This window comes from Bacillus sp. SA1-12, assembly GCF_000981385.1.
GTDB lineage: Bacteria > Bacillota > Bacilli > Bacillales > Bacillaceae > Metabacillus.
The window spans coordinates 50,316-76,061 of record NZ_LATZ01000133.1 but is presented as its reverse complement, the minus strand read 5'-3'; the positions used below and the strand labels follow the sequence as shown (position 1 = coordinate 76,061).

Annotated in this window: 26 protein-coding genes; 16 read left to right on the top strand and 10 right to left on the bottom strand. The window is 37.8% G+C overall.

Annotated elements, in window-relative coordinates:
• Nucleotides 1-384, bottom strand: a 384-nt coding sequence (locus WQ54_RS29470; protein WP_046515026.1) for an IS1182 family transposase, incomplete at its 3' end; no start/stop codon positions are given.
• Nucleotides 385-499: 115 nt separating this feature from the next.
• The gene (locus WQ54_RS29465) at nucleotides 500-1,255 is read right to left on the bottom strand and encodes a yteA family sporulation protein (protein WP_046590140.1); all 756 of its coding nucleotides are present in this window, start codon (nucleotides 1,253-1,255) and stop codon (nucleotides 500-502) included.
• A 442-nt stretch (nucleotides 1,256-1,697) separates the two neighbouring features.
• On the opposite strand from WQ54_RS29465, the gene WQ54_RS29460 reads away from it, so the two are divergent.
• The 10 genes from WQ54_RS29460 to WQ54_RS29415 all read left to right on the top strand — a co-directional run bounded on the left by WQ54_RS29460 (nucleotide 1,698) and on the right by WQ54_RS29415 (nucleotide 13,764).
• Nucleotides 1,698-3,113, top strand: a complete 1,416-nt coding sequence (locus WQ54_RS29460; RefSeq protein WP_046590138.1) for an isochorismate synthase MenF — start codon at nucleotides 1,698-1,700, stop codon at nucleotides 3,111-3,113.
• Nucleotides 3,100-4,851 carry a 2-succinyl-5-enolpyruvyl-6-hydroxy-3-cyclohexene-1-carboxylic-acid synthase gene (menD, locus tag WQ54_RS29455; RefSeq protein ID WP_046590137.1) on the top strand — a complete coding sequence of 584 codons (1,752 nt, stop codon included), beginning with the start codon at nucleotides 3,100-3,102 and terminating at the stop codon, nucleotides 4,849-4,851. Before WQ54_RS29460 ends, menD begins: the two co-directional genes overlap by 14 nt.
• Nucleotides 4,848-5,660 (top strand): 2-succinyl-6-hydroxy-2,4-cyclohexadiene-1-carboxylate synthase, encoded by an 813-nt coding sequence (menH, locus tag WQ54_RS29450; protein ID WP_046590135.1) that lies wholly within the window; start codon nucleotides 4,848-4,850, stop codon nucleotides 5,658-5,660. The genes menD and menH overlap by 4 nt, the downstream gene beginning before the upstream one ends.
• Nucleotides 5,661-5,672: 12 nt before the next feature.
• Nucleotides 5,673-6,491, top strand: a complete 819-nt coding sequence (menB, locus tag WQ54_RS29445; RefSeq protein WP_046590133.1) for a 1,4-dihydroxy-2-naphthoyl-CoA synthase — start codon at nucleotides 5,673-5,675, stop codon at nucleotides 6,489-6,491.
• 79 nt (nucleotides 6,492-6,570) lie between these two features.
• Nucleotides 6,571-8,058, top strand: a complete 1,488-nt coding sequence (locus WQ54_RS29440; RefSeq protein WP_046590131.1) for an o-succinylbenzoate--CoA ligase — start codon at nucleotides 6,571-6,573, stop codon at nucleotides 8,056-8,058.
• Nucleotides 8,055-9,170, top strand: a complete 1,116-nt coding sequence (menC, locus tag WQ54_RS29435) for an o-succinylbenzoate synthase (RefSeq protein WP_046590129.1) — start codon at nucleotides 8,055-8,057, stop codon at nucleotides 9,168-9,170. The genes WQ54_RS29440 and menC overlap by 4 nt, the downstream gene beginning before the upstream one ends.
• Nucleotides 9,171-9,723: 553 nt before the next feature.
• Nucleotides 9,724-10,647: a metal ABC transporter solute-binding protein, Zn/Mn family gene (locus WQ54_RS29430; protein ID WP_046590127.1), complete on the top strand. Its 924-nt coding sequence runs from the start codon at nucleotides 9,724-9,726 to the stop codon at nucleotides 10,645-10,647.
• A 164-nt stretch (nucleotides 10,648-10,811) separates the two neighbouring features.
• Complete coding sequence (locus tag WQ54_RS29425) at nucleotides 10,812-11,570, top strand: metal ABC transporter ATP-binding protein (RefSeq protein WP_046590125.1); 759 nt, start codon at nucleotides 10,812-10,814, stop codon at nucleotides 11,568-11,570.
• A gap of 6 nt (nucleotides 11,571-11,576) precedes the next feature.
• Nucleotides 11,577-12,893: a metal ABC transporter permease gene (locus WQ54_RS29420; RefSeq protein ID WP_046590124.1), complete on the top strand. Its 1,317-nt coding sequence runs from the start codon at nucleotides 11,577-11,579 to the stop codon at nucleotides 12,891-12,893.
• Nucleotides 12,883-13,764: a metal ABC transporter permease gene (locus WQ54_RS29415; RefSeq protein WP_046590122.1), complete on the top strand. Its 882-nt coding sequence runs from the start codon at nucleotides 12,883-12,885 to the stop codon at nucleotides 13,762-13,764. The genes WQ54_RS29420 and WQ54_RS29415 overlap by 11 nt, the downstream gene beginning before the upstream one ends.
• 215 nt (nucleotides 13,765-13,979) lie before the next feature.
• Here the strand turns inward: WQ54_RS29415 and WQ54_RS29410 are convergent, their stop codons facing one another.
• The 5 genes from WQ54_RS29410 to WQ54_RS29395 all read right to left on the bottom strand — a co-directional run bounded on the left by WQ54_RS29410 (nucleotide 13,980) and on the right by WQ54_RS29395 (nucleotide 18,254).
• Nucleotides 13,980-14,168: a hypothetical protein gene (locus WQ54_RS29410; RefSeq protein ID WP_046590120.1), complete on the bottom strand. Its 189-nt coding sequence runs from the start codon at nucleotides 14,166-14,168 to the stop codon at nucleotides 13,980-13,982.
• A gap of 148 nt (nucleotides 14,169-14,316) precedes the next feature.
• Entirely contained in the window at nucleotides 14,317-14,475 is a 159-nt protein-coding gene (locus WQ54_RS33170) for a DUF1540 domain-containing protein (RefSeq protein WP_084822378.1), read from the bottom strand.
• A gap of 225 nt (nucleotides 14,476-14,700) precedes the next feature.
• A complete protein-coding gene (locus WQ54_RS29405) occupies nucleotides 14,701-15,735 on the bottom strand; it encodes a cytochrome d ubiquinol oxidase subunit II (RefSeq protein ID WP_046590118.1) in 1,035 nt (344 codons plus the stop codon).
• Nucleotides 15,736-15,757: 22 nt separating this feature from the next.
• The gene (locus WQ54_RS29400; RefSeq protein WP_046590154.1) at nucleotides 15,758-17,113 is read right to left on the bottom strand and encodes a cytochrome ubiquinol oxidase subunit I; all 1,356 of its coding nucleotides are present in this window, start codon (nucleotides 17,111-17,113) and stop codon (nucleotides 15,758-15,760) included.
• A 133-nt stretch (nucleotides 17,114-17,246) separates the two neighbouring features.
• Nucleotides 17,247-18,254 (bottom strand): metal ABC transporter solute-binding protein, Zn/Mn family, encoded by a 1,008-nt coding sequence (locus tag WQ54_RS29395; protein WP_046590116.1) that lies wholly within the window; start codon nucleotides 18,252-18,254, stop codon nucleotides 17,247-17,249.
• Between the two features lie 289 nt (nucleotides 18,255-18,543).
• Here WQ54_RS29395 and WQ54_RS29390 point away from each other — a divergent pair, with 289 nt between their 5' ends.
• Together WQ54_RS29390 and WQ54_RS29385 are read left to right on the top strand one after the other, a co-directional pair.
• Complete coding sequence (locus tag WQ54_RS29390) at nucleotides 18,544-19,107, top strand: carbonic anhydrase (RefSeq protein WP_046590115.1); 564 nt, start codon at nucleotides 18,544-18,546, stop codon at nucleotides 19,105-19,107.
• A 323-nt stretch (nucleotides 19,108-19,430) separates the two neighbouring features.
• On the top strand, nucleotides 19,431-20,393 hold the full coding sequence (locus WQ54_RS29385) for a LacI family DNA-binding transcriptional regulator (protein ID WP_046590113.1): 963 nt from the start codon (nucleotides 19,431-19,433) through the stop codon (nucleotides 20,391-20,393).
• Here WQ54_RS29385 and yidD read toward each other — a convergent pair.
• Nucleotides 20,390-20,620 (bottom strand): membrane protein insertion efficiency factor YidD, encoded by a 231-nt coding sequence (yidD, locus tag WQ54_RS29380; RefSeq protein ID WP_046590111.1) that lies wholly within the window; start codon nucleotides 20,618-20,620, stop codon nucleotides 20,390-20,392. The genes WQ54_RS29385 and yidD overlap by 4 nt on opposite strands.
• 189 nt (nucleotides 20,621-20,809) lie before the next feature.
• Between yidD and WQ54_RS29375 the strand changes: the two genes are divergently transcribed.
• A complete protein-coding gene (locus tag WQ54_RS29375) occupies nucleotides 20,810-21,283 on the top strand; it encodes an S-ribosylhomocysteine lyase (protein WP_046590110.1) in 474 nt (157 codons plus the stop codon).
• Nucleotides 21,284-21,502: 219 nt separating this feature from the next.
• Here WQ54_RS29375 and folE2 read toward each other — a convergent pair whose 3' ends face one another.
• Nucleotides 21,503-22,408, bottom strand: coding sequence for a GTP cyclohydrolase FolE2 (folE2, locus tag WQ54_RS29370; protein ID WP_046590108.1), 906 nt, complete (start codon nucleotides 22,406-22,408; stop codon nucleotides 21,503-21,505).
• A 198-nt stretch (nucleotides 22,409-22,606) separates the two neighbouring features.
• Here folE2 and WQ54_RS29365 point away from each other — a divergent pair, with 198 nt between their 5' ends.
• Both WQ54_RS29365 and WQ54_RS29360 read left to right on the top strand, forming a co-directional pair.
• Complete coding sequence (locus WQ54_RS29365; RefSeq protein WP_046590107.1) at nucleotides 22,607-23,605, top strand: permease; 999 nt, start codon at nucleotides 22,607-22,609, stop codon at nucleotides 23,603-23,605.
• A gap of 14 nt (nucleotides 23,606-23,619) precedes the next feature.
• Nucleotides 23,620-24,552 carry a TIGR03943 family protein gene (locus WQ54_RS29360; protein ID WP_046590105.1) on the top strand — a complete coding sequence of 311 codons (933 nt, stop codon included), beginning with the start codon at nucleotides 23,620-23,622 and terminating at the stop codon, nucleotides 24,550-24,552.
• Between the two features lie 91 nt (nucleotides 24,553-24,643).
• Here the strand turns inward: WQ54_RS29360 and ytzI are convergent, their stop codons facing one another.
• Nucleotides 24,644-24,805, bottom strand: a complete 162-nt coding sequence (gene ytzI, locus WQ54_RS33165; RefSeq protein ID WP_084822377.1) for a YtzI protein — start codon at nucleotides 24,803-24,805, stop codon at nucleotides 24,644-24,646.
• 169 nt (nucleotides 24,806-24,974) lie between these two features.
• Between ytzI and WQ54_RS29355 the strand changes: the two genes are divergently transcribed.
• Nucleotides 24,975-25,415, top strand: a complete 441-nt coding sequence (locus tag WQ54_RS29355) for a Dps family protein (RefSeq protein WP_046590103.1) — start codon at nucleotides 24,975-24,977, stop codon at nucleotides 25,413-25,415.
• Nucleotides 25,416-25,746 lie beyond the last annotated feature (331 nt).

The window sequence follows — 25,746 nt, the reverse complement described above, 5'->3', positions numbered from 1 at the left end:
ATGGTAAAAAATCTTCTCAAAAAGATCAGTGTCTTTAAATCGTCTCTCATAATTTTTACCGAAGGTGGAAAAGTGGGGAATCTTTTTATTGAAGTCAAAACCTAAAAACCAGCGATACGCAACGCTCGTATCAATCTCATCTATTGTTTTTCTCATTGATTTAATTCCGAATACATATTGAATAAAGACCATCTTTATTAACACAACAGGGTCGATACTTGGACGACCATTATCCAAACAATACAAATCTTCAACTAGGTCATAAATAAAACTAAAATCAATAGCGGCTTCAAGCTTTCGAACAAGATGATTAGCAGGAACTACTTCATCAAGTGCAATCATCGATATTTGATAACGACCTTCCATTGATTGTTTCGATAACATATATTTGCACCCCTCAAACCAACTTTACTTCTTTATTCGACAAAAAAAGCTTGTAGACCTGCCTGAATATCAGACTTTGTCTACAAGCTGAAACTCCCAACAAGGGAGTTCGTTTTTATACTTCATCTTCTGTATAAGGATCCTTTTCATAGCCTGGTAAATCACCAAACGATGTCATTATGCCTTCTTCATCAAGCTCATCTTCATAGCGTTGATGCTGGCTGGATGGAAATACAGTAATTTCTTTACCTTCAATATCTGTGCCAATAAAGTTTTCAAAATCTTCTACATACCCGTCAGGATCATTTGATTCCATCCTTACATCATTATAATGATCCTGTGGGTCAGCAAAGTCTGAAGGTGTTTCAGAAGAGCCAAAACTGTTGACAATTTGATACGCATCCTCCGCATCAAAGGCGACATTTTCATCTTTCTCATCATAATCAAATTTTCCGAATGGAGGCATAAGTACACCTTCCTCGATTGGACGATTATGTGAGACAACTTGTTCTCGTGCATGCTCCACACAGGCTGTTGCAGTGGGCATAGCATCTAGTCGTTCTAGTGGAATATCTACTCCGCAAATTTCGCATTTCCCGTAGGTTCCATTCTCAACTGCTTTTAAGGCACGGTCAATATCCAGTAATTCTTCTTCTGTATGTTCATTTAGTGCGATATCTTTTTCACGCTCATATAATTCTGTTGCCTCATCTCCAGGATGATTATCATAGCTGGAGAGTTCACCCATTGATTCATGGGCGTGTCCTTCTTCTAAACCAAAATGACCATTCATCTTAAAGCGCTGTTCAATTTCGTTTTTCATTTGTAAAAGCTGTGAACGGAAGGTCTCTACTTGTTGTGAACTTAGCATGCCATCCACTCTCCTTCCTAAATAGATTTCTACTACCTATTATGGGCAGTTCTTAATAAAATCATGTTTGTAAAAATGTACAAAAAAGAAGTTTATAAAAAAGAACAAACCACTTGCAGGTGGCAGAGTTTTAAGTTAGACACTTATTAAATGAATGTCCAATTAACAGGACGATGGGTGAAAATACAAAATACATTTGATTGAGCAAATGCTGTGTAAAGTTGAAAACACCAATTCAGCTTATTATTACCATATATGCCTAAAAAATGATGATTGTTTTAGGTACCTTTTCATTTTAATCCTGAACAACAAGTTATATAATAAGGATATAATACGTTGATTGGCTCTTTTCTTATTTATGGACACCAGCTTAATCTATTGACACACTTTTTTTGTAGGTGTATCTTTATATAAGCGATTTTTCGGTTTCGGGGGGATAAGATTGATAACAACTTTGGATCACACAATAAAAGAAACTATACAACATGCATTGGAAGAGGCAAAGCAAACGAATCAATCGGTGATCGTTAGCCGAGTGCAAGAAGTGGATGCAATTGACCCCCTCCATTTCTTTGCTTCTGAACAAGATTTATATTTAGGAGAACGTTTCTTCTGGTCAACGCCATCTTCAGAAATGACAATGGTAGGACTAGGAAATGAATTCGTGATTGAAAGCGAAAATCAAACATTTGAACGGTTTCAGAAAATTGAAAAAGAATGGAAGCGCTTTAGTAAAAGGGTCGTTACTGAGAATCAAAAACAAATTGGGACAGGCCCTTTACTTTTTGGTGGTTTTTCTTTTGATCCGAAAAAGGAAAAAGGTCTGCTTTGGGAAGGATTTTCCGAAGCAAAATTTGTGTTGCCTACTATTATGCTTACGAAATTTCACAACAAAGCCTATTTGACAATAAATAAAGTGATCACTCCATTAGATCAATTAGATACTTGTATCAAACATTTCGAGCAGGCTTTTGAAAATGAGTCGCCACTTATTTATCAAGTAGATTGTGAAAAAGGTAACGAATTCGCATCGATTGAATTAAAAACAGCCGAGTGGGTGGAGGCTATTGAAAAGGCAACTGCTGATATACGGGCAAAAGAGCTTGATAAGGTTGTGCTGGCGAGAGAAGTACACCTTGAATTTATGAATAGGATTAATCCTTATCAAGTTGTTGGAAATCTTCAAAAAGAACAGCCAACAAGTTTTATTTTTGACTTTGAAAATGGCATGCATCATTTTATCGGGGCAACGCCAGAAAGGCTGGTTAAAAAGCAAGAAAATGAAGTTCTTTCCACATGTCTTGCCGGGTCGATAAAAAGAGGAAAAACAGATGATGATGATGAGTTGCTTGGCCGCCAATTACTGCAGGATGAAAAAAACTTAATTGAGCATGCGATTGTTGTTAAAATGATTAAGGAAGCTTTTGAAGAGTATTGTTATGAAGTAACGGCACCTGTTGAGCCAGCTTTATTAAAAACAAAAAATATTCAACATCTATATACACCCGTAAAAGGGTTTGCGAAGGAAGGTCATTCTTTGATCTCAATGGTTGAAAAACTGCACCCGACTCCGGCATTAGGCGGCTATCCTAAAGAAAAGGCGATCGAAAAAATTAGGGAGCTTGAGCCAATGCACAGAGGATGGTATGCCGCACCGATTGGCTGGTTTGATCATGAGGATAATGGGGAATTTGTTGTAGCAATTCGTTCTGGTTTAATTAAAGGGAACCGAGCAGCATTATTCGCTGGATGTGGAATTGTTGAGGAGTCGAAGCCAGAATCCGAATATTATGAAACAAAGATTAAATTAAAGCCAATGCTGTCTGCATTAGGAGGCGCAGATCATGAATGTAGTTGATACCTTTACACGTTATGTTGCAAACTTTGTTGATGAAATGGTCAGTTCCGGAGTTGATACAGCTGTTATTAGTCCTGGTTCACGTTCAACTCCCTTAGCGATTTTAATGGCAGAGCATCCTAAGCTCACCTGTTATATAAATGTCGATGAAAGATCAGCAGGCTTTTTTGCGCTTGGGATTGCCAAGTCTCAGAAAAAGCCTGTTGCCTTGTTATGTACATCAGGAACAGCTGCTGCCAACTACTACCCTGCAATTGTTGAGGCCCATTATGCGAGAGTTCCGCTTCTTGTATTAACGGCAGACAGGCCTCATGAATTAAGAGATGTAGGGGCACCTCAAGCCATTGATCAACTGCATATGTATGGCAATTATCCGAAATGGTTTGTAGATCTTGCCTTACCAGAAGAACAGCCCGGAATGCTTCGGTATGTTCGAACAGTTGCAGCGAGAGCAGTTGGTATAACAGAAACAAGTCCTGCCGGAGTGGTCCATTTGAATTTTCCGTTTCGAGAGCCATTAGTGCCTAATATTAGCCTATCTGACTTATGGAATCAGCAGGATAATCGAGAAACATATTTACATATCCCTAATACAAGCTCCTTTTTAGCTAAAAAAGAGATCGGCGTGATTGCATCGATTATCCAAGGTTCATCAAAAGGGTTGATTATTTGTGGCGAACAACATGATGACGCCTTCAAAAAGGAAATTCTAAAGTTATCAGATCATTTGAAATTTCCTATATTGGCAGACCCTCTGTCACATTTACGCAGCATGAGCGAGATGACTACGGGGGTCATTTGCAGCTATGACTCTCTTCTAAAAGATCCAGTATTGGGAAATGAACTTAAACCAGAAATTGTAATTCGTTTTGGATCAATGCCTGTTTCTAAGCCGTTAATGTTAATGCTTAAGAACAATCCGGATATCATTCAAATTGTGGTAGATCAAGCGGGTATATATAGGGATCCTACTTTAAATGCTTCCCATTTAGCAGCCTGTAATGAAACATTATTTTGTGAGAGCCTGCTGAAAATGGTTAGTGAAAAGCAAGAATCAAGATTCTATCAGTCATGGTTTAAAAGTGATGAAGTTTATTGGGAAATGATAAACCATTCCATGGAGCAAACTCAAGAAATGTTTGAAGGAAAAATTGTATGGGAGCTTCAAAAGCTCTTACCAGAGAGAAGTCGTTTATTTGTTGGCAATAGTATGCCGATTCGTGATATCGATACCTTTTTTAAAAAGGATAAAAAAGATATTACACTATTAGCAAACAGGGGAGCTAGCGGTATAGATGGAATTGTGTCAACAGCACTTGGAGTAAGTGCTGATGTAACAAAGCAAACTTATTTACTAATCGGTGATTTATCATTTTATCATGATTTAAATGGATTACTTGCAGCAACTCGTAATCAGCTCAACATAACAATTCTCCTGGTTAATAATGATGGGGGCGGAATTTTTTCATTTTTGCCGCAGTCAAATGAAGAAAAGCATTTTGAAACACTGTATGGAACAGCTACTGGTTTAGATTTTTCACATGCAGTGAAGATGTATAATGGTATGTATCATAGAGTCGAAAGCTGGCATGAATTGCATACGGCTTTTCATACTGCTCAGAAAGTTATGGGTCTAAAGGTAATTGAAATTCCGACTGACCGCAAAAACCGTGTCAAATTTCACCGGGAATTGTTAGATCATGTTTCCCAGGAAATAAGAAAAGTGTTGATCCAATGAAAATTAGAGGGATCAATTACAATGTTGACGTAAAATCGGAAGGACAACCGCTTGTACTCCTCCATGGATTTACAGGCAGCTCGGATAACTGGACATCCATTTTAAATGAAATAACGAATACAAGTTTTATTCTTATTGATATTATTGGTCACGGCCAAACAGAAATTCCAGAAGACCCAGCAAGGTATACGACTGAGGAAGCTGTTGAGGACCTCGTAACAATATTAGACGATTTAAACATTGAAAAAGCAAATTTCCTGGGATATTCAATGGGAGGAAGGTTGGCCTTATCCTTTACCGCGACTTATCCTAATCGTGTAAATAAACTGATTTTAGAAAGCAGTTCACCTGGAATTAAGGACACGGAGGAACGGGAAAAACGAAAAAAATCAGATGAAAAGCTAGCTGAGAAAATAATTGAGAAAGGCATTGTTTCGTTTGTCGATTATTGGGAAGACATTCCTCTTTTTTCAACACAAAAGAGATTGCCTGAAAAACAAAAAGAGAAAATCCGAGAAAAAAGACTGCAAAATTCCTCTATAGGACTTGCCAATAGCTTGATCGGAATGGGAACTGGTGTACAACCCTCATGGTGGGATAAGCTGCCGTCACTAAAAAATCCGATTCTCCTTATCTGTGGTGAATTAGATCAAAAGTTTTGTGACATAGCTAATACGATGCATCAAATGTTCCCCAATACAGTCTTAAAAGAAATAAAAGACACGGGTCATGCAATTCATGTGGAACAACCGCGAATTTTTGGTAAAATAGTAAATGAGTTTTTAAATTCAGCTCGATATGGAAAATAGGAGGCTTAAAATATGGCAATAGAATGGATTACAGAACGCCAGTATGATGAAATTATTTATCAAACATATAATGGTATAGCAAAGATCTCGATTAATCGTCCGCATGTACATAATGCATTCACACCTAAAACAGTTATGGAATTAATTGATGCTTTCGCCTATGCACGTGATGATGAAAATGTTGGAGTTATTATTCTGACCGGTGAAGGAGGAAAAGCCTTTTGTTCAGGTGGAGACCAAAAGGTTAGAGGACATGGCGGTTATGTCGGAGAAGATCAAATTCCACGTTTAAATGTTCTTGATTTACAACGTTTAATCCGCGTGATTCCAAAACCGGTTATTGCAATGGTTGCTGGTTATGCAATTGGCGGCGGTCACGTATTACATATTGTTTGTGATTTAACAATTGCTGCTGACAATGCTGTATTTGGACAAACCGGTCCAAAAGTTGGAAGCTTCGACGCAGGTTATGGCTCAGGTTATCTTGCAAGAATCGTCGGCCATAAAAAAGCACGTGAAATTTGGTACCTATGTCGTCAATACAATGCTCAAGAAGCATTGGATATGGGATTAGTCAATACAGTTGTTCCTCTTGACCAATTAGAAGCTGAGACTGTGAAGTGGTGTGAGGAAATCCTTGAGAAGAGTCCTACAGCGATCCGTTTCTTAAAAGCAGCATTTAATGCGGATACGGATGGCCTTGCAGGAATTCAACAATTTGCCGGAGATGCAACCTTGCTTTATTATACAACTGATGAAGCGAAAGAAGGCCGGGATGCCTTTAAAGAAAAACGTTCTCCAGACTTTAAGCAATTCCCTCGCTTCCCTTAATAAAAAAATGGTTAACAGCTTGATGATCTCCTTTCATCAGGCTGTTTTTATTAAATAGATAAAAGCAGGTGGTGAAAAAATGGAACAATTAATGCCAAATTGGTTAAAGCAGCGTGCTGAATTAACTCCAGATCGTCTGGCCATAAAAACAGAGAATATCGAGCTTTCGTTTAAACAATTACATGAAAGAGCAGTTCTTCTGGCACATCAATTATCATACAGCGGAGTGAAAAAACATCAGCATATTGGAATTTTAATGAAAAACAGTGTTGATATGGTTGAAACAATCTTTGCTGTTTTATCCATCGGTGCGGTTGCTGTTATGTTAAATACACGTCTCACAGAACAAGAATTAGCTTGGCAGGTGGAAGATGCAGAGGCAGCTTACCTGATTTGTGATCGTGAATTGCATGACAAAATTAGCGCGAAACAGGATGTGAAGCTACTCATAAATGAAGAGCTTAAACAAGTAAAAATACGGAGAAAGGCTTTCATATCTTTTGATGAAGACGTTGCAACAACACAAGTTGCCACCATTATGTATACCTCTGGGACCACGGGGAATCCAAAAGGGGTCATGCAATCCTATGGCAATCACTGGTCAAGTGCAATTGGCTCTGCATTAAATTTAGGCTTGCGGGCTGAAGATCGCTGGCTGCTAGCAGTCCCGCTTTTTCATATTAGCGGATTATCTATTTTAATGCGCAGTGTGATATACGGAATGGGGATTGTATTATTTGAGCGTTTCGATGCTAAAAAAATGAATGCCGCCATTATTCATGATCATGTAACAATCGTTTCAGTTGTCACAACTATGCTTCAACAAATGCTGGAAAAACTAGATAAGCAGCAATTTCCTCCTTCATTTAGGTGTATGCTCGCAGGTGGAGGTCCAGTTCCGAAAAGCATTCTCGAGGAATGTCAAACCCTTAGAATTCCTGTTTATCAAACATATGGAATGACGGAGACCGCTTCACAAATTGTTACGTTATCACCAGAGTATAGTATGAAAAAACTTGGCTCAGCTGGAAAACCATTATTTTCTTGCCAGATTAAAATCGTCAAGGACGGAAAAGAATGTGGAGCACTTGAAGAGGGGGAAATCGTTGTAAAAGGCCCCAATATTACAAAGGGCTATTGGAAAAGAGAGGACGCAACAATAAAAGCGATTAAGGACGGCTGGCTGCACACAGGTGACCAAGGCTATATGGATGATGAGGGCTTTTTGTATGTTCTAGATCGACGGTCAGATCTTATTATCTCAGGAGGCGAAAATGTCTATCCTGCTGAGATTGAATCGATACTGCTGTCCCACCCAAAGATAAAGGATGCGGGGGTTATTGGTGTTGAAAATCAAAAATGGGGGCAAACTCCATATGCCTTTGTCTCATCAGATGATGAAGCACTCTCGATACCAGAGTTGCTTGAATACTGTAAAAGCCGCTTAGCTCCATATAAAGTACCAACAGGTATAACCATTTTACAGGAGCTACCGCGAAATGCTTCAAATAAGCTGCTTCGTCGAAAGTTAAAAGAACAAGTAAACCAACAAGGAATAAGACAATGATAAACATAAAAACTGTTAAATTGCACCATATTACACAAACGTTAAAATCTCCTTTTACTTCAAGCATCGGCTATGTGACTGATCGAGAAAGCATACTAGTGGAAGTGACAGATTTAGAGGGAATTAGCGGATGGGGGGAGGTTGTAGCTTTTTCAACTCCCTGGTATACAGAAGAAACGATTAACACCGCTTTTCATTTATTAAAAGATATTTTAATTCCCTTAATTATCAATCAGCCGCTCACACATCCTGAACAGCTTCAGGCAGTGTTTAACAAGGTGAAACGAAACTATATGGCTAAGGCTTCACTTGAAGGAGCCATATGGGATTTATTTGCAAAAAAGCAAGGGGTGGCTTTAGCAACTGCATTGGGCGGTGAACGAGAAGTAATCGAATGTGGCGTAGTGGTCGGGATTTCTTCCATCACTAATATGACGGATCAAATCAGTCAATATATTGAAGAAGGCTATAAGCGTTTTAAAGTGAAAATATCACCAAAACAAGATATTAAGCTGATTGAAGATATTCGAAAGCTATTTCCAGATTTACCATTAATGGCGGATGCAAATTCTGCTTATACGTTGGCAGATGTTGATCGCTTGAAAGAGCTGGACCAATTTGGATTAATGATGATTGAACAACCGCTTTCCGCAGATGATATTATCGATCATGCTAAACTTCAACAAAAACTAACGACGCCAATATGTTTGGATGAAAGTATTGTCACCAGTGAAGACGCCAGAAAAGCTATTGAGCTGGGAAGCTGCGGTGTGATCAATATTAAACCAGGCCGTGTCGGCGGTTTGACGGAAGCGAAAAAAATTCATGACCTTTGTAAAGCTCACAATATTCCGGTCTGGTGCGGGGGTATGCTAGAAACAAGTATTTCCCGAGCCCATAATATCGCACTGGCCTCTCTTGCTAATTTTTCAATTCCAGGTGATATTTCATCCTCTTCAAGGTATTGGGAAGAAGATGTGGTGAGTCCGGAAATTAAAGCAGTTCATGGCAAGATTGCAGTGCCTAAAGGGAATGGGATTGGTTTTCAAGTAAACATGGAAATCGTTAAAAAATACCGTCATACTAAAACGGTAATAAAAAGCAATTCTTAAGATTTAAAAATAAAATTCTCTATAAGTAAAGTTTATGTATTTCATAGATGTTAAGTTAGAAATGCTTTTTTTCATATTGGAGTTTTATTTATCTTATCCGTATACTCTTGGTGAAAGGAATCTTTTAAAAACGATAGAAAGGATTCTCTTTCTGCTCACCTTTCAAATCCAGCTGTTTAGGCTGGATTTTTTTTGATTTGGAAATAATTATTTTCTTTTAAACTGAGGCTGAGCGCTCTCGTCTCATCTTGGGCACCTAGCCCTAAAGGGTCTAACCAATCTGGTATTGAAGGCAAAAATATCTTTTACTCCATATCGTTTTGTTACCCGAGGCTCCCCAAGACACTTGCTTTTATTTTTGTCGAGAAAAGATGATTGACAAATATGGTTGTGTGCATTAATTTTGTATTAAGGAAACTTTTTTAACTCAATAAATAAAAAGTGTAATAATCTAAAAGAGTGGCATATACTAAAATATCTAAAACGCTAAAAAATTTTTCGTTAAAAAGTTGCGTTAGGGAAACATTTTCTGAATGAATGGGAGGAAATAAAAGTGAAGAAGTGGTTGGTAAGTCTAGCAATAATTACAGTTATGTGTTTTCTCACAGCTTGTGGAAATAATCAGGTTAATGGTAATAGAAAGGAGAAAATCCAGGTAACAACAACGACAGGTCAAGTTGCTGATGTTGTCAAGAATATTGGCAAGGATAAAGTAGAAGTTGTTTCGTTAATGGGACCTGGGGTTGATCCGCATCTATATCAAGCTTCACAGGGAGACATTCAAAAATTAAATCAAGCTGATCTTATTCTTTATAATGGCCTCCACTTGGAAGGGAAAATGAATGAAATCTTTGAAAAAATGTCTAAAAATAAACAAACGGTTGCAGTAGGTGACTCAATTCCTGAAAAGATGCTATTACGTACAAAAGATTCAAATGCACATGATCCTCATGTTTGGTTTGATATTAAAGCTTGGATCCATACAATCGATTCTGTTGAACAAGAGCTTACAAAGCTATCTCCAGAGAATGAGTCATTTTTTAAAGAAAATGCACTTGCCTATGAACAAGAACTTAAGGAACTGGATCAATATGCGAAAGAACAAATTGAAACCATTTCTGAAGAAAGCCGGGTATTAGTTACAGCTCATGATGCGTTTAGCTACTTTGGCCATGCATATGGAATTGAGGTTATGGGCTTACAAGGATTAAGCACAGATTCTGAATATGGTCTAAAGGATGTACAAAGTTTAGTTGATACCTTAGTTGATAGAAACATAAAAGCCGTCTTTATCGAAAGCAGTATATCAGAAAAGTCGATTCAAGCAGTTGTTGAGGGGGCTAAAAAGCAAAATCATGAAGTGGTTATAGGCGGTGAACTCTTCTCTGATGCAATGGGTGATGAGGGGACAGAAGAGGGGACATATGCAGGGATGTTTAAGCACAATGTCGATACAATCGTCTCTGCTTTAAAATAAAGATCTTCTTCAAAGAGGTTGTTGATTTTTCGAAAAAAGCAATTATTTTCGGTTGTTTCTTATCTCTCCCCTCGCATTTTATGAGGAAAGTTCAACATCATCTCTTTGATCCAAAGAACAAAGGATGAGAAAACAGGCTAAATAAAAAAAGGTTGGTGTAAAAAATGATTCCTGTTCAAGTTGAAAATTTAACGATTGCTTACCATCATAAGCCTGTGCTTCAAGAGGTAAGCTTTGAGGTGCCTGAGGGAAAGTTGATTGGTATTATCGGACCGAACGGCGCTGGGAAATCGACTTTAATTAAAGGTATCTTAGGATTAATAAACACTGCTTCAGGTGAAGTCCAGATCTTTGGTGAGCCATATAAAAAACAGCGCAAGCGTGTTGGCTATGTTCCTCAACGCGGCTCAGTTGATTGGGATTTTCCAACAAATGCATTGGATGTTGTGTTAATGGGCAGATACGGCCATATTGGCTGGTTTAAGCGGCCTGGCAAAAAGGATGTGGAATTTGCACGGGAATGTCTCGACAAAGTCGGGATGCTGGAGTATGCAAATCGGCAAATCAGTGAACTTTCCGGCGGACAGCAGCAGCGGGTTTTCTTAGCAAGAGCTCTTGCACAGGATGCAGATGTGTATTTTATGGATGAACCCTTTGTTGGTGTCGATGCTGCGACTGAAAAAGCGATTATCTCCCTTCTTACTGAACTTAAAGCAAAAGGTAAAACCGTGATGGTTGTTCATCATGACTTACAAACGGTTGAGGAGTATTTTGATTGGGTGCTTCTATTAAATATGCGAAAAATCGCATATGGACCTACAAATGAAGCTTTTACGATTGAGAACTTACAAAAAACATATGGCGGGAAACTAACCTTTTTACAAGACCGATCCATGTTGGTTGTGGAGAAGGGAAAGGGGTGATTTGAAATGCTTGAAGCGATCCTTAGCCAGCTTCAAAATCCGAATACACAATGGGTATTAATTGGCACAATGCTGCTAGGAATAGCAAGCGGTGTGGTCGGAAGCTTTACTTTGCTAAAAAAACAAAGCTTAATAGGAGATGCGATGGCCCATTCAGCCTTACCAGGAGTTTGTATAGCGTTTCTTTTATATGGGTCTAAGTCGTTAATTTGGTTTTTAATTGGAGCTGCCATTGCCGGTTTCATTTCTGCCTTTTTTATTCAAGGAATTATTCAGCACTCACGCATCAAGGAAGATTCGGCGTTAGGAATTATTATTTCTGTATTTTTTGGTTTCGGAATTGTTCTGTTAACCTATATCCAACATAATGGAGCGGGAAATCAAAGCGGCTTGGATGATTTTATTTTTGGTCAGGCAGCATCAATGGTCTCTGCAGATGTTCAGCTAATCGCAGTGATTGCACTGATTCTGCTATTATTAACATTGTTATTCTATAAAGAATTTAAATTATTAACCTTTGATCCTCAATTTGCAAAGGGGCTGGGACTGCCAGTATCATTTTTTAATGGCTTGCTGCTTTTGCTTATTGTTTGCTCTGTCGTAATCGGCCTTCAAACTGTCGGGGTTGTTTTAATGGCAGCTATGCTTATCACTCCAGCAATAAGTGCAAGGTATTGGACTGATAAGCTAAGCCATATGATGATCATTTCCGGGATTATTGGAGGTATTTCCGGTGTAACTGGTACCATGTTAAGCACAATAACTAAAGGGATGGCAACAGGTCCGCTTATCATTATTGCAGCAACAGCACTTTTTCTCGTATCACTCATTTTCGCACCGAAACGAGGATTACTTTCAAAGCTGTTAAAACAGATTACCTTGCGGAAAAGAACAGCAGTTGAACAGCTGTTATTAAGTGTTTACGAGATTGCAGAGGGAGGAAATCTTGAAAAGATTTCAGAAGAAGAGCTTCTGAAAAGAAGAAGATTATCAAAACGTCTGTATCAATATGCAAATCAGGTGCTGCAAAGAAATGAACTGATTACTAAAACAGGCGAGCAAATTTGGAAGCTAACTGATAAAGGAATTGAGAAGGGCTATGAGCTTGTACTAAAACAACGGTTATATGATATGTATTTGATGCATGAAATGGAATTCGCTTATTTAGATCTCGAATCAAAGGATGATCTAAATCTTGCCAGGATTTCTTCAGATTCAAGAGCTCAGCTTTTGACCTTATTACAAGTACATCAGCGTGTACCATTGCTGCTTCCGAAATCTGCAGTTTATGGTGACAAGGGGATGATGATGAATGACATATGATTTGTGGATTATTGTTACTGGTTCATTGGTTGGGATAACATGTGCAATGGTCGGCTGCTTTTTAGTTTTACGCAAGATGGCAATGTTGGCTGATGCCATTTCACATACGGTATTACTGGGAATTGTAGGAGGCTTTTTAGTAAGTCAGAGCCTGGATGGACCCTCCTTACTTATCGGAGCTGTCGTTGTTGGACTTTTAACTGCTCTGCTCGTGCAAGTATTAAGCGGTAAGGGTGTTCAGGCAGATGCAGCTATCGGAGTCGTTTTTACATCACTGTTTGCCATTGGTGTCATTCTTTTATCGGTCTTTGCAGGAAATATCCATTTAGATGTAGATCATGCGCTAATGGGAGAAATCACTTTTATTCCTTGGGATACGGTTGAATGGAACGGAATGGAGTTAGGTCCAAAGGCTGTCTGGCTTTTATCCTTTGTATTTCTTGTCAATCTGCTAATCATTTTCTTTTTTTATAAGGAGTTCAAGATTAGTACATTCGACCCTGCCTTAGCATCAGCAATTGGCATTCCCGTTTTGTTCATCCACTATTTGCAAATGGGGATGCTATCCATTACAACGGTTGCTTCCTTTGACAGTGTTGGTGCCATTTTAGTTGTTGCGATGCTGATTGTTCCAGCTTCGGCTGCCTATTTAATAACCGATAAGCTATTAGCGATGCTTTTCATAAGTGCAGGCATTGGTGTTTTCTCAGCGATTAGCGGTTACTACATGGCAACCTTATTAAATGTTTCCATTTCAGGTGCAATGGCGACCTCAACAGGTATTGTGTTTGGACTCGCATTTTTCTTTTCACCAAAACATGGACTGCTTGCAAAAAAACGCGCACAACAAAAGCTTTCAAATGTTCAATAATATAGCGAAAGGCGCTTGCTTTCAGTAATAGCTTAACTGCCTATTTGATTAAACTAAAAGAGACAGCTATTTGCCAAGGCATCCTTTTCTCACAACTGTACGTATACGCCCAACGCTTTGCCGTTGGGGCTTGACCAAGACAACAAAGCTAATGTCTACCTTTTAAAAGAAGAGGCTGATCACCAGTCAGCCTCAAATACAATTTTTTATTTTTTCTATTCCATTAATCCATACTCGATTGCGCGATCAGCAACAAGCCCATCCACATCATGTGGAAGGTTATCCAATGATCCAAACTCATAATCCCATAGATTGGTAAAGGAATCAACGAACATTGGAAATGACTCAGCATTTGAGTTTTTCACCTCATTGCGAAATGAATTAAGTAAGCTTTCCTTCAACATGATTACCCCCTTAGGAATTTCTACTAGTAGTTTGTGAAAAATCAGAAATAATATGTAGCTTCATGAATAAAAATGAAATTCATTATCAATAATACAATAGAAAGGAACAAACAGTTGCCTCTGCTTGTTCCTTATCGGATCATAAATTTTAAAGGTCAGATGGTTTAAAGGTTTTGCAATCTGTTTCTTCACTGTTATCAGCTTTTTTACCAGCATGACTGACTACATAGATTGCATCAGCACTGCATTTATTCCCTTTTGCCCAGTAGTGACAGTTATTCACTTCACAAAGTACGTCTTGTGCCATTTTTATTGACCTCCTTAGTAATAATGAAACACATAAATAGTCTTCCATTTTTGACGTGTTTCATACCTGCCTTATCACATAAAAGCCTTCTGGTAGCGTGTTAATTGATTCCTTTCTGAAGCTAGGGTCTTGCCAATTTGGAATAGAAGGTAAAGAATTGCTTCTATTCCAAATCGTTTTATTTACACTAGGCTGATCAAAGAGCTTCCACTTTTGATCTTAAGATTAATTTTGCCTTAAATATCGTTTGTCCTTCATAAACAACTTCCAAAAGTATATAAATCCCGGAAATAGAATGAGAAAACCAACAATATATGTGGCGAATAATGCCCTAAATGCAGTTGGATGAGTAAAACCGGATTCAATTGTGACATCAGGGTAAATCATATAGGGTAAATGTGCACGGCCATAGGCATAGCTTGCTGCTAAATATTGAATGGTTACGGCAATGACAGCTAACCTTGGTCGGCCAATCCGCTGCTTATGCTTTGCAGATGGTAAAAATAAGGCTGAACCAGCAAGAAGAAATAACACAACAGAACCAATGAGAAAGGGCAGATAATCCAACATTTTAGTGTAAAGCCAATTGGCTTCAATTCTTAATGTCAGCATGATGAAAAAAGCCATGACCAGTGAAATCGGTCCTAAAATAAGGGCATCGCGCCGGTAAATCCGATATGCATCTAATTCATCAGCAACATTTGAGTAATCTGCAAGCAATAAGGATGACAAAAACAGTGTACTGCTAATAGCGAAGCCCATAAATGCATAGATATTCGGGCTAGTAAAAAGGGCTGCAAAATTGAGCTGGTGAACACCATTAACCACTTCAATATAACCGCCGTGTGTAATGGGGAGAACCAGCATTAATAGCGCAGGGATAATAAAGCCGGAAATTCCAGAGACATATGTAAGTGCTTTTTCATAATCTTTTGCAATATGTGAGAAAACGAGGAATCCGCTCCTTAATGCAAGCAAAATGAGAATAAAACTTCCCGGCAATAGCAGCACAGTGCCGAGAATATATGTCGCACCAGGGAAAAAGCTGACAAGGGCAATGACAATTGCTACGATAAACACATTTGTTACCTCCCATGTTGGTGAGAGGTAGCGATTTGCAATATTTGTTGCATTTGTTTTTTCTTTCTTGATATAAATCATTGACCAAAAACCTGCGCCAAAATCCATGGTCGCCATTACGGCATAGATAAACACAAATCCCCATAATACAGTAATGGCAAGTAGTGAATCTGCTGTCATATTCGACCGTCCTTTCAAAGCTTTAATAAATGCTGATACTCCCGGTTCCAGATGCTTCATTCTTAAGTTCATTCTCAACTGGATGTCTTTTAAAGTAATATTTTAAAACGAGCAAAACAGCTACGCCCAAGATCACATAAATGAGTGTAAACAGGATAAAGAGTAATCCAATTTGGGATGATCCTGTTACAACCTCGGCAGTGGCCAATACGCGGTAAATCACCCAAGGCTGTCTTCCGGTACAAGCAAAGATCCAGCCAAATTCGATTGAAAGCAACGCTAAAGGACCGGCAATAACAAAGGCGAGCATAAAAGGCTTAGGGAAAATTGGTTTTTTCAACAGCTTATTCCATATAAATCCAGCCATGGATAAAAAAATTAAAAAGCTGCCGATTAATACCATTCCATTGAATAAAGTGTGGACAAATAATGGAGGCCAATACTCTTCAGGAAAATCATTTAATCCGACAACAACCGTTTCAAAGCTATTTCCAGCTAGAAAGCTAAGGGCCCATGGAATTTCAATGGCATATTTTATTTCCTGTGTTTCCTTATCTGTAAAACCGCCAATCGCAAGCGGTGCGTAATCCTGTGTTTCGAATAATCCTTCTGCCGCTGCAAGCTTTTCAGGCTGATATTCATGAAGCATTTGTGCTGATTCATGGCCATTTAAAGCGGTTAATAATGAAAAGATTCCTCCAATAGCAAGGCTTAACATAAGGGCTTTACGGTGAAACTTAAGAACTCGTTCATTTTTCCGGTGCTTAAGCATTTTAAAGGCGGATATGCTGCAAATCATAAAGGCTCCAGTCATATAGGCTGATACGGCAACATGTGAAGCCGAAATAAAGAAGCTTGGGTTAAAGAATGCTGCCCAGGGGTCTACATCGGCGATTTCACCATTTTCAATTCGAAAACCTGCGGGTGTTCCTTCAAAGGCGTGAACATTCGTTATTAATACCGCAGAAGCACTTGCACCTAATAACACAAGGGATACACTTAAAATCCTCATTTTTGGGGAAATGCGATCAGCAGCATAAACATAGATGGACATAAACAAGGCCTCGATAAAAAAAGCATATATTTCAATTTGGAAAGGCAGTGCCATTACTTTTCCGATCACTTCCATAAAACCGGGCCAAAGGAGCGCAAGTTGAACTCCGGCAATTGTTCCTGTAGGAATCGCTACTCCTAGCAAAACAGCCTGTCCCTTTGTCCAGCGCTTCGCCATTATTGCATAATCATGATCTTTCGTTTTTTGATATAGTAACTCTGCACACAGTATCATTAATGGCAAGCCGACTCCCAATGTTGCAAAAATAATGTGAAAGCCCATTGTGGTCCCAAAAAGGGAACGAGCCAAAAGTAGATCATCCATCAACTTTCCGCCTTTCTTTTCCATACCTTTTTAATTCTTCCATAGTGTCCACAAATTTCTAGATAATATTCTAAGCCGGTAGGTAGATCCAAAAACAAAAAAGGTGAGCGAAATTTCGCTCACCTTTTACGGATTATTTAGCTGATAATGCTTTTTTTAATGTTTCAAGATTTTTGTTCATGATACTAAAATAATCTTCATTATTATTTAGGTCCTCTTCTGTAACAGTTTCCAGATTGCTTAAATGCAAGGCTTCTGCACCAATTTCTGATTGAACAATATCCGTGACATTGCTGCTTACATTCGTCTCAAAGATAATGTAGTTTATATCATGCTCATTTGCAACATCGATGATTTCTTTTAATTCTTTTTGTGAAGGCTCCTCAGTAGGAGACAGGCCTAAGACACTGATTTGCTCAATTCCATATCGCTTTTCCCAGTATCCATAGGCAGCGTGTGAGACAAGAATTTCTTTTTTATCAGCTGTCTTTACTAAATCTTTAAATGATTGATCCAAGTCTTCTAATTGAGATTTTAATTGCTGAAAATTTTCTTCAAATGTCTCTTTTCCTTCTGGATGTATTTCAATAAGGGATTGTTTAATATTTTCAGCTAATGTAATAGAGAGAACGGGATCAAGCCATACATGGGGATCTGTATCACCATGGTCATGCCCGTCATGAGCAGCTTCTTCCGTATCAGCTTCATCTGCATGCTCATGGGCAGCTTCCTCACCAGTTTCCTCCTCTTCGTGATTATGATCTTCCAACTCAATTCCTTCTCCGGCACTAATAAATGCTACATCTTCTTTAGCCAAAGCTTCTTCTATCTGTGAAGCAAAACTTTCAATCCCAACTCCTGAATAAATAAATCCATCAGATTCAGCGATATCCACCATAAGTTTTGATGTGGGCTCAAATGTATGAGCATCTCCACCAGGGGGTAAAATGCTTTCTACTTCTACTAAATCTCCGCCAATTTTTTGGGTGAAATCTTCTAAAGGAAAAATGGTCGTATAGATTTTTATCTTGTTAGATGATTCCGAATCATCTGCTGTTGATTTGGTATTATCCTCACCGCAAGCAGCTAAAATAGCAGTTATTATTAAAAAAATACTTATAAGTAATGATCGTTTTTTCATGTTATAGCTCCTTCTTATCATGTAAAATACTATTAATTGAGGTTCCTGCCCTTAACTAGAAATAAATCAATATCATTCCGATTAAGCCTTACCTATTATATCTTAATCATTTCGATTTGAGAACTTTTTTTCAAAAGATTTTGCATGAAATGACTGAAAAAGGATAAGTAAGAATTCTTCGGTTGTATTAAATAGTAATTATTACGATTTAAATAATATTACAATAATAGAGAAAAAACAAGACATATGCTATATTTAAATTAATTATTTTTAGATGGAGGTTTTTGAAATGAGAATTATTGATGAAATATTATTACATAATGAGAAGTTTGTAGCGGAAAAAGAGTATGAAAAATTTGAAACAACTAAATTTCCTAATAAGAAGCTTGTCATTTTATCTTGTATGGACACAAGACTAGTAGAATTATTGCCAAAAGCGATGAATATTCAAAATGGTGATGTGAAAATCGTAAAAAGTGCAGGGGCTATTGTTGCACATCCGTTTGGAAGTATTATGAGAAGTATTTTAGTAGCCGTATATGAATTAAAGGCCGATGAAATATGCGTTATCGGCCACCATGATTGCGGAATGAGCAAAATAAATGCGGATGCTTTCCTTGAAAAGGCAGTTGAGAGAGGAATTCCAGAGGAAAAAATTGATACGCTTAGATACTCTGGAGTTGATTTGAATCAATGGCTGCAAGGCTTTGACAGTGTTGAAGATAGTGTTCGCGATAGTGTAGATAAAATTAAAAATCATCCGTTACTAGTGAATGGCATCCCAGTGCATGGTTTAGTTATTGACCCTGCAACAGGGAAATTAGATATGGTTGTAAATGGATATGATGAATAATCAATCATAAAATGTGAAAAGCAGTGGGTTCGTATAGGCCCACTGCTTTTGTCACGTTTAGCGGTCATTTATCATCATACACTTCAAATAAGTATTGGTAGAAATCTTTCGTCTTGTTTGCAAAACGCTTTGTGTTATTATTTTTTTTGCATAAAACAATTGAGAATGATGCAAAAATGAGTATCATACTGCACATAAAGAATAAGCATAATAAACCGATTATTATGGACATGACCATTCCTCCTTTAATTTTATAGTTTTAGCTTAAAGTATGGAACGCGTTTCAGAGCAAGGAAAAGTTGTTTAGTGAAAAGGTGAGTAAAATGGCAAATATTAAAGATATCGCTAAAATGGCCGGTGTATCAGTTACAACCGTTTCCCGGGTATTAAATCAACATCCATATGTAAGTGCCGAAAAGAAGGAAGCGGTTCTGCGGGCAATTCAAAGATGCAATTATCAACGAAATATTAATGCTGTTCATTTAAGTAAGGGAAAAACCTTTTTAATTGGAGTTGTCATCCCGTTCTCAAACCATCCTTATTTTGGATTGCTGCTTGAGGGTATTGCAAATGAAGCATTAAAAAATAACTATAAATTAGTTTTGATCCAAACGAATTATGAGGAAACACGAGAAATAGAAGCTCTCACGATGTTGAAGCATAAGCAAATAGATGCATTAATTATTTGTTCAAGGATTTGTACTTGGGAACTTATTGAAGAATATCGATCGTACGGACCAATCATTTTATGTGAGGATACACGAGGGAAGATGGTGTCCTCCACCTATGTGGATCATTATAAAAGCTTTTTAAAGGCTTTAGATTATTTATTCAGGAAAGGTCATAAAAAAATCGGTTATTGCATTGGGAGAAAATCAGGAGCCAACAGCAAACAGCGAGCTTTAGCCTATAAAGAATTTCTTAGAAAGGTTAAGTTACCTTTTCATCAGGATTATATTTTCTATGAATGCTTTAACTTTGAAGATGGAGAAGGGGTTGTAAAGCGCCTGAGGAAAATGAAGAGCCCGCCTTCCGCCTTATTGGTTTCCAGCGACCAGGTTGCTGCAGGGATATTAACCTGCTGTCAATCGGAAAAAATAGACGTACCAGAGGAGCTTGCCATTATGGGGTTTGATAACCAGCCAATTTCAAAATTGATGAAGATCACGACGCTGGAAATCCCGCTCATTACGGTAGGAAAGAAGCTTTTTCATCAGGCAATTAACGATACAAACATTACGCAGGAAGAAATCGTGGTTACATTAATTGAACGCGAAACCGTTTAATGGCCGTGTTCTTTTTTTTCAGGAACAGGATCGAAACCACCAGGATGGAAAGGATGGCATTTTAAAATCCGTTTTATAGTTAAATAGCTTCCTTTGATAATACCGAAGCGTTTATAAGCCTCCAGCCCATAATGGGAGCATGTTGGATAAAATCGGCAAGTTGGCGGAGTCAATGGTGAGATGAACTTTTGATAAAATTTAATAAGTGAAATAAAAATGTTTTTCATATTTCGAACCAAATCTCCTCATCTGTTTTCCTTTAGTATACGATGTTTTTCTGAAAATCCAAGTTTTCGCGCTTTGTGCATAGTAAATCGTTGTCCTCCTGAGGCAGGAGCTTCTTAATTAAAATTCTCCGTCAGTTGCGTTATTATGGTACAATAAGAAAAGAAATTTTACTTTTGGGAGTGAAGAGAATGCCATCAGTTGAAAGCTTTGAATTAGATCACAATGCTGTAAAAGCACCATATGTCCGTCATTGCGGAGTGCATAAAGTAGGGAGCGATGGTGAGGTAAATAAATTTGATATTCGTTTTTGCCAGCCAAATAAACAAGCGATGAAGCCAGATACCATTCATACACTTGAGCATTTATTGGCGTTCAATATCCGTGAGCATGCTGAAAAATATGATCACTTTGATATTATTGATATTTCACCAATGGGATGCCAAACGGGCTATTACTTAGTAGTAAGCGGAAAGCCTTCAGTCACAGAGATTATTGATCTATTAGAGGATACATTAAAATCAGCGGTTGAAGTTACTGAGATTCCAGCTGCTAATGAAACACAATGCGGCCAAGCAAAGCTTCATGATTTAGATGGAGCAAAACGCTTAATGCGCTTTTGGCTTGAGCAGGATAAAGAAGAACTAGCAAAAGTATTTGGGTAATTACAAAAGAGGAAGCGCCTTGACCAGCCCCGACAAGCATAAGACGCTCAGGAATAGAAGACGTTTTTTGTCTTCAATTCCTGAGGGGCATATGACTCGAGGGGCTAGTCGCTGGAGCTGGATGTCGAAACGCTTATTCACACATTATAGTGTTTTAATAATTTTCCGTACCTTAAAAAGGGCGTCTCAAAGGGGATAATCCCTTAAGACAGCCCTTTTTTAATCCTTTCGATAACTTAAACGAGCAATCGCATCATGCAAATGTATGGACTCCTCGTTACGGCATTCCACTGTAAATGCTTGAATAAAATCCAATTCATATAAGTCTGCCGCAACAAGTCTTACCATATCCTCTACAAATCGCGGGTTTTCATATGCCGTTTCTGTAACCATCTTTTCGTCAGGACGTTTTAAAACGGGATGAATTCTTGCACTTGCATTTGACTCTGCAGCTTCTAATAAAGCAGCCTTCCAATCCTTTTCCTCATGAAAATCTTCTGTGAACTCTACATTCATGGTTACATATCCACGCTGATTATGAGCACTATATTCGCTAATTTCCTTTGAACAAGGACAAAGAGTTGTTACTGCACATGTTAAAGAAGCTGAACTAGTAAATCCAGCACCTTCAGTATAAGAAACAGCTATCGTTGCTTCTGCATGATTTAAACCGATTAATTCAGAGCTTGGTCCTTTACGTTCGTAAAACCATGGGAAGGTTACTTCAATACTGGCATCCTTTTGTTTTAGTCGTACGGCAAGCTCTTTTGTAAAATCATAAAGGTTCTTGATTGAGAGAGTGAACCCTCCATTTTGACGATATGTTTCAAGCTGCTCAGTAAACCTGCTCATGTTTGTCCCTTTCGAATCATGAGAGATTTTACTAGTCATTTTAAAACTAGCAATGGTTGTTTGCTGTTTAGGATTAAGTTCAGATTCTATCAAAATCGGATGTTTTACATTGCTTATTCCAACTGCGTCTATTGTAAAGAGAAAGTCTTTTTTTGTATTTTGCAAATCCGGCATCTGATCCTTCTCAGTAGGTTTTACCTTTAACCCAGGTTCAATAGAGCCAAATAGCCTATGACGTTCCTTTTTTGGCGGCAAGTTTATCTTTCTAGTCATCTTGATCCCCTCTCACTTACTAAGATATTGAGAGTATACTGTAATTTGATAGAAAACATCAATGTTTATATCTAAAAATGTGGAAGGAAGCAGAAAAATCATCATGAATTATAGTTGCTTGAAATAAACTGTCATAACTTTAAAGGAAAACTAGTATCCTATAACATACTAAAAATTAATAGGATAGGAGTTTAGAACATGAGTAAGCCCATCTTCCCTTTGTTAAGAGAGCTATTTGCTCTAGGGTTAATTGGATTATTTTTCTATTTATTTTTATTTGTAGATTTTCAAGACATCTCTTTCAATATACCGTCTGAGCTATTAACAGTGAATACAATGTTTTTAAGTATTTTACTAGAAGCGATTCCGTTTATTTTATTAGGTGTTTTCGTTTCAGCCTTAATTCAAACGTTTGTATCAGAAGAATTTATAAAACGTGTGCTGCCAAAGAATGCTATTATTGCCCTTTTACCTGCCGCTTTATTAGGAGCTATTTTTCCTATATGTGAATGCGCAATTGTTCCAATTGTAAGGCGTTTATTGAAAAAAGGGATGCCTTTGCACCTGGGTGTAGTCTTCTTAGTCGGCGCTCCGATCTTAAATCCAGTCGTGTTTGCCTCCACCTTATATGCCTTTGGATTCCATGTTAAAATTGCTTATGCAAGAATGGGGTTAGCTTTTGTTCTTTCTATCATAATTGGGTTTTTGTTTTATCTTCTTTTTAAAAATAAAGATCAATTGAAAATGACCCAGGAACTGATAACTGGACATTCTCATGGAGCTGAACCAGCAGGGAAGCTTAAAGCAACATTGTTTCATGCCAGTGATGAATTTTTTGAAATGGGGAAATTTTTAATCTTAGGTGCATTTATTGCCAGCCTTTTTCAAACATTTTTGGATCGTACCATTTTAACAGAAATTGGCACAAATCCCTTCCTATCACCTGCGGTCATGATGGGATTTGGCTATATCCTTTCATTATGCTCTGAGGCGGATGCTTTTGTTGCTGCTTCGTTTGGAGGCTCGTTCACAACGGGATCTTTACTAGCATTTTTAGTATACGGACCAATGCTTGATTTAAAAAATACAATTATGCTATTCGCATTTTTCAAGGCAAAATTTGTGGCTGCATTTATCGCTATAGTGACAATAACTGTCTATCTTTCCATTCTGGTCTATCAGCAGATATTCCTGTAGAAGGGGGTTTTGACATGAAACATAACGAACACTCTCGTTTTCACATCTACTTAAGAGGCATTATTTTAATTGGGTTTACCTTACTTATGTTGAAGTTGGTGTTAACAGGGAATATGATGAATTTTATTGCCCCGAAAATGATGCCTTTTATTTATTTTGCAATGGTTGTTTTTTTATTGCTTGGTGTGATGCAAATTTGGCGAAGCGGGTCAAAAAAGGAGGCAGAAATTGATTGTGCTTGTGGAATGGAGCACTCAAGGTCTCTTACTTCTTTCCGGTCGTTCTTAGTATATGTGCTTTTTATAATTCCTGTAATTACAGGATTTCTGTTTCCAGAAGCTGTATTGGATAGCTCAGTTGCTGCAAAACGCGGGTTTAAATCAATTACCGCAAACGAAGCCCAAGCAGATGAAGCTACTGACCAAGAAGTCTATCTTGATCAATTGGACGAGGGGATTGATGACAAAGTGGCACAATCGTCGAATATACCGGATGTTCCTCTAGAACATCCAGAAGGATTTGAACTGCAGGCACCTCCAGAGAATTATTATGCACAACTTGAAAAGAAGATGCTTAATATGGATACGATTTTACTAACTGAAAAAGATTATATCGCCATGACTTCAATTCTTGATCAGAACCCAAAGAAATTTGTCGGAAAAAAGGTAGAGATGATGGGCTTTGTATATCGGGAGGATGATTTTCAAGATAATCAATTCGTCCTTGCTAGATTCGGCCTTTCCTGTTGTGTAGCAGATGCATCTGTTTATGGAACTCTTGTGACAATAAAAGATGCTAACCGATATGGTGACGATCAATGGATAAAAATAGAGGGGACATTAACGACGATCAACTATCATGATTTAATATTGCCTTATATTAAGGTGTCGACCGTTGCAGAAATAGAACAGCCTGATGAGCCGTATGTGTATGAAAACTATAATTAAACGATTAATAAAAAGAGCACGTTTCTTGCAACGTGCTTTTTTTATTATTTTTACATTATAAGCGGCATACACTTACAGATAAAATTCATCATTACTTTTCTTTTTCGCTCTCTTTTTCATTTTCCGGAAGATCATCTGCCTTTTTAACAGGATCGACCGTGTGTTTATATTGATACGCTTTACTAGTCGTTAAAACACTTAATAACAAGACAATGATAACGATGACAACACAGATAATTAAGATAGTTTTCATTATGACTCCTTTCGAACTAAATAGAGGGTAAAAAATTAAATAAATTCAACTATTATCATTTTAACATGTTAAATCTTTACCTATAAATATTGATGTTTAGATAAAATAGAATGTTTTGGAGAAAACTATTTAGGGTAAATAGTAACTAGAATAAAAAGGAGGATTATTTATGTCAGAAAAACTAATAAATACCGTCAATAAACAAGTAGCAAACTGGACGGTGCTTTACGTCAAACTACATAATTATCACTGGTTTGTTAAGGGAGAAAATTTCTTTACACTTCATGAAAAGTTTGAGGAGTTCTACAATGAAGCGGCTGTTCACATTGATGAATTAGCAGAACGCCTTTTAGCGTTGGAGGGATCTCCTGTTGCAACGATGAAGGAATGTTTAGAGCTTTCATCAATCAATGAAGCAGAAGGAAAAGAATCAGCACAACAAATGGTTCAATCCGTTTATGACGATTTCTCTCAACTTGCAGAAGAACTGAAAGAAGGTATGGATCTGGCAGCCGAGGTAGGTGATGAAACTACTGGAGATATGCTATTAGCGATCCACCAAGGTTTGGAGAAACATAATTGGATGCTTAAGTCGTTCTTAGGCAAATAAAAAGGAAAGGGTAAGACCCCTTTCTTTTTTTGCTGTTTTTGAAAAAACTGTTTTTAATTTTGACAAATTAGTGAGTATTAAAATCTGTGTTGTTCTTGAAGTGAGAGTTGAGAAGTAGAACTTGAAGCATTCTGTGGTTAACAATTATTTTTCGTTAATTCCTTTTTTTGTTATAACTAATATTAAATCCATCGGAGACTCTGATATTATGTTGATTTGAACGATAAGTTGAGATTTCTCTATGAGAAACGGGACAGGCCAAATTTCTAAGCATGTGCTTTATGGGCTGAGGTTACTCTTGAACCACTGTTTAAGATGGGAGGCAGCAGCG